This is a genomic window from Lutibacter sp. B1 (assembly GCF_012524075.1).
Classification (GTDB): domain Bacteria; phylum Bacteroidota; class Bacteroidia; order Flavobacteriales; family Flavobacteriaceae; genus Lutibacter.
The window spans coordinates 160,065-169,620 of the sequence record NZ_JAAZUI010000004.1; the positions used below are offsets into that span (position 1 = coordinate 160,065).

Genomic DNA, 9,556 nt, shown 5'->3' on the forward strand with positions numbered 1-9,556 from the left:
AATGAAATAAAATTGTTTATTTTTGCAATTACCGTTAATTTAAAATAAATGAGTTTAGTAACAGCTAAGGAAGTTGCGAAAGTAATAAATCTGGATAAATACGGATTTATAGGTACATTTTTTGGTTGGTTATTAATGAAGGTGCTTAGAATATCTACAATCAATAAAAAATACAATAAGCATAAGCATTTAAGTGGAGAAGAATTTTTTTCAGCTTTGTTAGATGATTTTCAAATTAATTTTGAAATTCCTGAAGAAGATTTAAAACGTATTCCAAAAACAGGAGCTTTTATTACGGTTTCTAATCATCCACTTGGTGGTATAGATGGAATTTTATTGCTAAAATTACTGATTAAAGAACGCCCCGATTATAAAATTATAGGTAACTTTTTATTGCATAGAATAGAACCTATGAAACCATATATTATGCCTGTAAATCCTTTTGAAGACAGAAAGGATGCTCAGTCAAGTGTTACAGGTGTTAAAAATGCTTTAATGCATTTAAAAGAAGGATATCCTTTAGGTATTTTTCCTGCTGGCGAAGTTTCAACTTATAAAGACGGAAAATTAATTGTTGACAAACCATGGGAAGAAGGCGCTATAAAGCTAATTCAAAAAGCAAAAGTGCCGATAATACCAATTTATTTTCATGCAAAAAACAGCAGGTTGTTTTATTTTTTATCAAAATTAGATGACAAACTTCGCACAGCAAAATTACCTTCTGAATTATTGTCACAAAAAAGCCGTGTTATTAAAGTTAGAATTGGAAAACAAATTTCAGTTAACAACCAAGAAGAGTATTGCAACACTCAAGATTTTTGCGATTTCATTCGTAGAAAAACATATATGCTTGCTAATCCATTTCAAAAAGAATCCAAAAAATTAAGTACCTCATCATTAAAATTGCCAAAATCGCCAAAAGAAATTGTAGGACAAAAGAATATTGATAAAATGATTGCTGAAGTAGATGCCCTTAGAAATAATGGAGGGAGGTTACTTAAGAGTAAAAATTATGAAGTATACTTTTCTTTAAGCAAAAAGATTCCAAACATTACGTTTGAGATAGGGCGTTTGCGCGAAATTACTTTTAGAGAAGTTGGAGAAGGAACTAACGAGTCTATTGATTTAGATACTTTTGATAGTTATTATCATCATTTATTTTTATGGGATGATGAAGCTAAAAAAGTAGTTGGAGCTTACCGGATGGGTTTAGGGAAAGAGATTTACAAAAAATACGGCATTCAAGGATTTTATATACACACCTTATTCAAATTTGAACCCGAGTTGTATACTATGATGGAAAATTCAGTTGAAATGGGACGGGCTTTTATAATAAAAGAATACCAACAAAAGCCAATGCCTTTATTTTTACTGTGGAAAGGAATTGTACATATAACTTTAAGGCATCCCGAATATAAATATTTAATTGGTGGCGTAAGTATAAGCAACCAGTTTTCTAATTTCTCAAAGTCGTTAATGATTGAGTTTATGAAATCTCATTATTACGATCCATACATAGCGCAATATATTCACCCTAAAAAAGAATATAAAGTTAAATTAAAAGATGCTGATAAAGATTTTGTTTTTGATGCTACAAAAGCTGACATGAACAAATTTGATAGAATAATTGATGAAATTGAACCGGGAGCATTGCGTATTCCGGTTTTAATTAAAAAATATGTAAAACAAAATGCACGATTAGTAGCGTTTAATGTAGATCCCAAATTCAATAATGCAGTTGATGGATTGATGTATATACGTGTGCAAGATATACCGGAAAGTACTGTAAAACCGGTAATGGAAGAGTTTCAAGCCGAGTTGGAGAGTACTATTGAAAATGAGGCAGAAAGTATTTCTTCAAATTTTGAAAAATTATAAAAATGAAGAATCGATAGGTTCCCAAAGTTCTATTTTATTTCCTTCCGGATCTAATATCCAACCAAATTTTCCATAGTTATATTCTTCAATTTCACCTACAATTGAAACACCTTCTTCTTTTAATTTTTTTAAGAGTTCGTTTAAATTATCAACTCGGTAATTAAACATAAAATTTTTGGTTGAAGGCGAAAAATAGGGAGTATCATTTTTAAAAGGACTCCATTGGGTACTTGCAAGGTTGTTATTACTATCTTTCCACCAAAAAGTAGTACCCCAATCGTCAGTTTTAAAACCTAAATGTTTTTTATACCATTCTTTTAATTCGGCAGGATTTTCAGCCTTAAAAAATAAACCTCCAATTCCTGTAACTCTTTTTAATTCTTTAACAGCTAATTCTTTTTCTTTTAAAAAGAAAATTCTTTCAACTTTATTTACAATGGTTTGAGCAAGTTTAATATTAGATTCTACTGTCCAACCTGCAATATGAGGTGAAAGAAGTACGTTTTCAGCATTAATTAAATAATTGAATGCTTCAGGTAAATTATCGTTTTCAAACAGGTTTTCGAAAGATAGTTTTTCGTATTCTAGAACATCTAAACAAGCTCCTAATACTTTTTTTGATTTTAAAGCATCTACCAAATCATCAGTAGCAACGGCAGAACCACGAGCAGTGTTAATTAAGTAAAATGGCTTTTTAAAATTGGCAATAAAATTTGTATTTACCATTTTGTACGAAAGCTTGTTAAAGGGTGTATGAATACTTAAAACATCTGCTTTTTCTTGTACTTCTTGTAGGGTTACTTGTTTGCAATTTTCATCTTCAACGCTATCTTTAATATCGTAGCAAATAACTTCAACATCAAAGCCTTTTAGTTTTTTGGCAAAAGCCTTTCCCATATTTCCATAACCTATAATTCCAACAGTTTTTCCTTCTAGTTCAATACCACGGTTGGCTTCACGTAACCATTTTCCGCTGCGTATTTCAAGGTCAGCTTTTTTTAAGTTGTTAAATAGAGAAAGAATCATACCCAATGCATGTTCACCAACGGCATTTCTATTTCCTTCTGGGGCAGAAATTAAATGAATCCCTTTTATTTCGGCATAATTAACATCAATACTTTCGAGTCCGGCACCAACACGGGCAATAAATTTTAAGTTAGTAGCTTTGTCTAAAAATTGTTTATCGATTTTAAATCTGCTTCTTATAACAATACCTTGATAGTTCTGAATTTTATCTTCAATTTGTTTTTTTGAAGAAGTATAATCTTCATCACAAATACAACCTAGTTTTTCTAAACCAGACTGTAGTATAGGATGATTAGTATCTATAAGAAGTACTTTCATTTAATATTGTTCGTTTTCATTTGGGAAGTCTAAGCTTTTAACATCGGTAATATATTGTTGAAAAGCGTTGGTCATTTCAGTATATAAGTCTAAGTATCTGCGTAAAAATCGAGGACTGAACTCGTGAGTCATTCCCAACATATCATGCATTACTAAAACTTGTCCGTCAACACCATTTCCTGCGCCAATTCCAATTACCGGGATTGAAAGACTTTCGGCAACTTCTTTAGCAAGTTTTGCCGGTACTTTTTCCAAAACCAAAGCAAAACAACCCAATTCTTCTAATAATTTAGCGTCTTCTTTCAATTTTTCAGCCTCTTCTTCTTCTTTAGCTCTAACAGTATAACTTCCAAATTTATAAATAGCTTGTGGTGTAAGGCCTAAATGTCCCATTACAGGAATTCCTGCAGTTAATATACGCGAAACAGACTCGCTTATTTCACTTCCTCCTTCTAATTTCACAGCATGTCCGCCAGATTCTTTCATGATTCTTATAGCCGAGTCTAAAGCACTTTTTGAGTTACCTTGGTAACTTCCAAAAGGTAAATCAACCACTACCAAACTTCTATCAATAGCTCTTATTACTGAACTTGCATGATAAATCATTTGATCTAAAGTTATAGGCAGTGTAGTTTCATGTCCGGCCATTACATTTGATGCAGAATCACCAACCAAAATAACATCAATACCTGCTTTATCAACAATTTTAGCCATTGTATAATCATAAGCAGTTAGCATGGCAATTTTTTCACCGTTTTTTTTCATTTCTACCAAACTTTTAGTAGTAATTCTTTTGTATTCTTTTTTTGCAGTAGACATTTTAATGCTTTTTTAACTTGAAGAGGTAAAAGTAGTGAAAAAACATATTTATTTTAAATAACTTTAAATTTAGAATTTTTTAAAATGAAATATTTTTTTGTAATAAAAGGTTGATATATCATATTACACAATAAAATATAAATCAAAAGTTTGAAAATTATTGAATTAAAATTATATTTACGAAAATTCAACCCCATATAAAAAATGAATAAAAAAGCATCTGTTACTTATGTAAATGAGCTTGAAGAGAAAATAGTTGATCTCAGTCTAAAGTTAAACAAAGCGAAGAATGAATTAACCTCTGTATATCAGGGTAATACAAAATTAATGAGTAAGCTTGCTCATAATTTAAAAAATCCGATAGGACTGATTTTTTCTTTTTCTGATATAATTTTGGAAGATGTGCAAAACGGTTCAACTGAGAAATTAGAACAACATGTGAAGATTATAAAAAACTCTGCAGGATATTCGTTAGAGTTGCTTAATTCAGTTGCAAAACTTGTTCAATTACAATCTGTTCAAACATTAAATTTTAGTGAGAAAAATTATATAGATGTATTAAATAATGTTATATCTAATTTAACTGAATTAGCGAATGCTAAAAATATAAAAATTGTAAAAAACTTTTCTAAGGAAGATCTATATATAAAAATTAATGAAGCTGAAATTTCTAAAGCAATAGAAAATATAATTAATAATGCAATAAGATTTTCAAATCAAAATACTGCAATTACTATTACTGTTTCTGAAAATGAAAACATGGTTGAAACAATAATAGAAGACGAAGGAATTGGTATTTCTGAAGAGAATATTCCTAATATTTTAAATGAATTTTATGTTGAAAACACGTATTCTCCCGACAAGCAAAAATGTATTGGTTTAGGGTTGGCAATTGCAAATAGAGTCATTCAACAACATAAAGGTAAAATTTCAATTAAAAGTATCAAAGGAGAAGGTTCTTCATTTATAATAACGTTACCTAAAAATTAAGAATTAAAGATTTATATTGATAAGGTGTTAGTATTAAGTAAGTTGTACGTAATGTAACTATTGTATTGTGAAAATTACGTATATTTAGACGCTCTAAAATCCCAAAATGAGAGAATGAAAGGTAAAGAAAACAAAAAAAATGAATCGATAGATTTTTATAAAGAACCACAAAATTCTCAAAATATAACATCAACTGAAGTTCAATTTAAAAAATATTTTAATTTTTTTGAACATGCTCCTATTGCATTATGGATAGAAGATTTCTCAAAAGTAAAAAGATATATAGATGAAATTGCTGCTGAAAATAACAAGACAGTTAAAGCATATATTTTAGATCATCTGGAAATTGTTCCGGAGTTAGCTTCTATGATAACTATAAAAGAAGCTAATGCAGCTGCAGTAAACTTATATAAAGCAAAAAACAAAACAGATTTATATGAAAATATAAATAAGTGTTTTACAAATGATTCTAATATTGGTTTTGCTAATATGTTGAAAGATGTATTGTTGGGTAAATTAGATACTGAGGTTGAAACAATAAATAGAAACTTTGAAGGAGAATTAATTTATATATTAATAAAATTTAAAGTTGCAGATGGAGATGAAAATACACTAGAAAATGTAGTAGTTTCTGTCGAAAATATTACAGAAAGAATAAAAGTACGTGAAGCATTATTAGAAAGTGAACATAGATATAAAGAAGCTCAGTCAATAGCCAAAATAGGAAGCTGGTTTTACGATTTTAAAACTAAAGAATTATATTGGTCTGAAGAAGCATATAAAATGCTTGGTATTGAGCCAAATGCAAAAAAATTAACTATTGATTTTTATTTGTCTTTTGTTCATGAAGATGATAGAGAGTTAGTACAAAATTTTTCAATAAAATCACTTTTAGCTAATCCAAATCAGAATTTACAATATCGCGTTATCACTTCAAATGGAGAATTGAAGCACATATTTGAGAAGAGAACTGTTATTATTGAAAATAATAGAATAATAAGAATTATTGGTATTGGACAGGATATTACTGAGAGTGTTATTGCCGAACAAAAATTAAATGAAACCAAAAATTTATTTTCAAATACATTATCGAGTATAAAAGACGGCTTTGTTATTTTAGATAACGATTTAAGATATACTTATGCAAATAAAGAAGCTGGTGAATTATTAGGAAGGAAAGCAGAAGAACTTTTAGGGAAACATCTTTGGACAGAATTTCCTGAAAAAGAAGGAGATATATTTTATGATAATACTATAAAGGCTATTGAAACAAAAAAACCTGTAAGCTTCGAAAATTATTTTGAAACTTGGGATAAATGGTTTGAAAATAGAATTATACCTTCTAATGAAGGAGTTATCATGTTTTTTCAGGAAATAACTGATAAAAAGAACACTGAAAATAAAATAAAAGAAGCATATAATATTATAAATAAAAGCTCCTCAGTTGCAATATTATGTAAAAACGAATGGGACTTTCCTGTTGTTTTTGCTTCTGAAAATACAATAGATTTATTTAGCTATAAATACAATAAATTATTAAAAAATAAAATAAAAATACACCAATTAGTTTATCCTGATGATTTAAATTATATAAGAACTGAAATATTTAAATTAATTAAAAGTGAAAATTCTAAAGGAATAAAGCCGCAGCCATTTAGGATAATTACAAAAAATGGAAAAGTAAAATGGATACAATGTAGTATTGATGTTATTAGAAACAGCTCAAATAAAATAACTCATATACAAGGTATTGTTGAAGATATTTCGGAAAGAATTAAAAAAGAAGCATTAGAAAATGTATTATATAATATTTCTAAAGAAGCATTAATTAATAATGATTTTAATAAATATTGTTTATATGTTAAGCAAGAATTACATAAAATTATTGACACTAATAATTTTTATATTGCTTTATATAATGAGGAATCTGATACAATAACAACTCCTTTTATTTCCAGTCAAGAGGAAGAAACACCAAAAGAGTTTCCTGCAAAAGATACATTAACAGGATATGTTATAAAAACTAAAAAACCACTATTAGTTAATAAAGATATACATAATGAACTAATTGAAAAAGGTAAAGTTAAACTTGTAGGTGTAGACTCTAAAATATGGATAGGAGTGCCTTTAAAAATAGGAAATAAAGTTTTTGGAGCAATAGTTGTTCAAAGTTATGATAATGAAAATGCCTACAATGAGCATGATTTATTGTTGTTAGAATTTGTTGCCGATCAAATTAGTACTACAATTCAAAGAAAAAAAGTTGAAAATGAACTTAAAGAAGCTTTAATTAAGGCTCAGGAATCGGATAGACTAAAATCTTCATTTTTATCTAATATGAGCCACGAAATCAGAACACCTATGAATGGTATTATAGGTTTCTCAGAATTGTTTTTAGATGCCAATATTTCAGAATCCAAAAGAAAAGAATATGCTAAAATTGTAATAAATAGCAGTAAACAATTACTGTCGATAGTAAATGATATTCTTGATTTTTCAAAAATTGAAGCAGGTGCAATAAAACTTGTTTATGAAAGTGTTAATATAAACAAATTGTTGGACGATTTGTTTGTGTTTTTTAGACCATCAGCAGAGCTAAAGAATTTAACATTGAGTTGTGTAAAAGATTTGGAAAATAATAAAAGCTATGTTCAAATTGATAAAACAAAACTAAATCAAGTATTAACCAATTTATTGTCTAATGCTTTTAAGTTTACCTATTCTGGAGGAGTAGAATTTGGGTATAAATTTTTAGAGAATAAGTTACAATTTTATGTAAAAGATACCGGAATTGGTATTGAAGAGAAACTTCAAGAAAAGATATTTGAAAGATTTATTCAGGCTAATTTATATTTAAATAAACATCATAAAGGAACAGGACTTGGGTTGTCAATTTCAAAAAAATTCGTAGAATTATTTAATGGTGAAATTTGGATAGACTCTAATAATAAAGGTACAACTGTTTATTTTACAATACCTTATATTAAACCAAAAGAAAAAGCAATAACTACAGTAATCGAAAATAACAAACCTGCTTTTTATCAAAAAAGAAAAGAATTAACAATTCTTATTACCGATGATGAAGAGTATAATATGATGTATTTGAAAGAATTATTTTCCAAAACAAACTTCAAAATTCTTGAAGCGGATAATGGGAAAAAAGCAGTAGAACTTTTTCAAAAACACCCTGAAATAGATTTGGTTTTGATGGATATTAAAATGCCGGTTATGAATGGAAATGAAGCAATGAAAGAAATAAAAAAACTTAAATCTGATATTCCGGTAATTGCTCTTTCTGCTTTTGCAATAGAAAATGAAAAAGATCAAGCGTTAAAAAAAGGTTTCGATTTTTATTTGACTAAACCAATAAATAAAAAAATACTGTTTGATATAATTAATAAATATTCTAAGTAGTATTAAAAACTAAAAAAATAAAAGAATTTGCGGAACTTAAAATAAGTTCCGTTTTTTGTATTTTAATAAATTAGAAAATGAGTTTTTTATCAGATAAATTAGATAATTATATATTGAATAATTCTCAACCGGAACCAGAATTATTACAACAACTTAATAAAGAAACTTGGCAAAAAGTATTAAACCCAAGAATGCTAAGCGGAGCTTTTCAAGGACGTGTGTTGGCTATGATTTCTAAATTAGTTAGACCTTTAAATATATTAGAAATAGGAACTTATACCGGGTATTCGGCACTTTGTTTAGCTGAAGGATTACAAAAAGAAGGTTCGCTAATTACCATTGATAAAAATGAAGAATTGGAAGATTTTGCGAAAATATATTTTGAAAAATCAAATTATAAAAATCAGATTAAACAATTAATAGGTAACGCAATAGATATAATTCCAACTTTGAATAATAAATTTGATTTGGTTTTTATTGATGCCGATAAATCAAACTACGTTAATTATTTCAATTTGGTTATTGATAAAATGAATTCAGGAGGTGTAATTTTATCAGATAATGTTTTGTGGAATGGAAAGGTAATTGAAGAACTTGAAAAGAAAGATAAAGATACCAGAATACTTTTAGAATATAATAAGTTGTTAAGCACAGATGATAGAGTAGAAACTGTTTTACTTCCAATACGTGATGGTTTAACAATAACTAGAGTGAAATAGTATTAGGGTTTAATATGACACTGTTTCACAAAGTGTGTAAGTATAAAATATCGAGGGTTTAGCTAATTATAGCTGGACCCTTTTTTCAAATATGACAAGGAACTGATTTAGGATAATGCCCCAATTTTGGATTGGCATTGACCATTTTTTGGTAGCTTCTCTCAAAGCCAAATATACGGATTTCATTACAGATTGATCAGATGGGAATGAAAGTTTGTTTTTGGTGTACTTTCGGATTTTCCCATTCAGATTCTCAATAATGTTCGTTGTGTAGATTATTTTTCTGATTTCCAGGGGAAATTCAAAAAATACGGTCAGGTCTTCCCAATTGTCTTTCCAGCTTTTAATGGCGTAGGAATATTTATCTTCCCATGCGGCTGCAAAATCGTCCA

General features: G+C 28.3%; 7 protein-coding genes and 1 pseudogene. 4 read left to right on the forward strand and 4 right to left on the reverse strand.

The window, feature by feature from the left end:
• Positions 1-48 precede the first annotated feature (48 nt).
• Positions 49-1,878: a lysophospholipid acyltransferase family protein gene (locus tag HGB55_RS03925; protein WP_168814834.1), complete on the forward strand. Its 1,830-nt coding sequence runs from the start codon at positions 49-51 to the stop codon at positions 1,876-1,878.
• On the opposite strand, the gene HGB55_RS15485 is transcribed toward HGB55_RS03925, so the two are convergent.
• From HGB55_RS15485 to panB, 3 genes and pseudogenes are all read right to left on the reverse strand, one after another.
• Positions 1,873-2,316 carry a VOC family protein gene (locus tag HGB55_RS15485; protein WP_371807798.1) on the reverse strand — a complete coding sequence of 148 codons (444 nt, stop codon included), beginning with the start codon at positions 2,314-2,316 and terminating at the stop codon, positions 1,873-1,875. The two genes, HGB55_RS03925 and HGB55_RS15485, sit on opposite strands and share 6 nt — an antisense overlap.
• Positions 2,290-3,222: pseudogene (locus tag HGB55_RS03930) on the reverse strand (2-hydroxyacid dehydrogenase); the annotation flags it as partial. The gene HGB55_RS15485 and the pseudogene HGB55_RS03930, both read right to left, overlap by 27 nt.
• Positions 3,223-4,041, reverse strand: a complete 819-nt coding sequence (panB, locus tag HGB55_RS03935) for a 3-methyl-2-oxobutanoate hydroxymethyltransferase (RefSeq protein WP_168814836.1) — start codon at positions 4,039-4,041, stop codon at positions 3,223-3,225.
• Positions 4,042-4,245: 204 nt separating this feature from the next.
• Between panB and HGB55_RS03940 the strand changes: the two genes are divergently transcribed.
• The 3 genes from HGB55_RS03940 (at position 4,246) to HGB55_RS03950 (ending at position 9,164) form a co-directional block, all read left to right on the forward strand.
• The gene (locus HGB55_RS03940) at positions 4,246-5,031 is read left to right on the forward strand and encodes a sensor histidine kinase KdpD (RefSeq protein WP_168814838.1); all 786 of its coding nucleotides are present in this window, start codon (positions 4,246-4,248) and stop codon (positions 5,029-5,031) included.
• A 114-nt stretch (positions 5,032-5,145) separates the two neighbouring features.
• Positions 5,146-8,445 (forward strand): PAS domain S-box protein, encoded by a 3,300-nt coding sequence (locus tag HGB55_RS03945; RefSeq protein ID WP_168814840.1) that lies wholly within the window; start codon positions 5,146-5,148, stop codon positions 8,443-8,445.
• Positions 8,446-8,522: 77 nt separating this feature from the next.
• Positions 8,523-9,164: an O-methyltransferase gene (locus tag HGB55_RS03950; protein ID WP_168814842.1), complete on the forward strand. Its 642-nt coding sequence runs from the start codon at positions 8,523-8,525 to the stop codon at positions 9,162-9,164.
• Positions 9,165-9,230: 66 nt separating this feature from the next.
• Here HGB55_RS03950 and HGB55_RS03955 read toward each other — a convergent pair.
• On the reverse strand, positions 9,231-9,556 hold a 326-nt coding region (locus HGB55_RS03955; protein ID WP_168814595.1), incomplete at its 5' end, for a transposase.

Excerpts from the sequence above, each read along its gene's own strand:
- panB (WP_168814836.1), bottom strand. The coding sequence starts at position 4,041 with ATGTCTACTGCAAAAAAAGAATACAAAAGAATTACTACTAAAAGTTTG.
- HGB55_RS03940 (WP_168814838.1), top strand. The coding sequence starts at position 4,246 with ATGAATAAAAAAGCATCTGTTACTTATGTAAATGAGCTTGAAGAGAAA.
- HGB55_RS03925 (WP_168814834.1), top strand. The coding sequence starts at position 49 with ATGAGTTTAGTAACAGCTAAGGAAGTTGCGAAAGTAATAAATCTGGAT.
- HGB55_RS03950 (WP_168814842.1), top strand. The coding sequence starts at position 8,523 with ATGAGTTTTTTATCAGATAAATTAGATAATTATATATTGAATAATTCT.
- HGB55_RS03945 (WP_168814840.1), top strand. The coding sequence starts at position 5,146 with ATGAAAGGTAAAGAAAACAAAAAAAATGAATCGATAGATTTTTATAAA.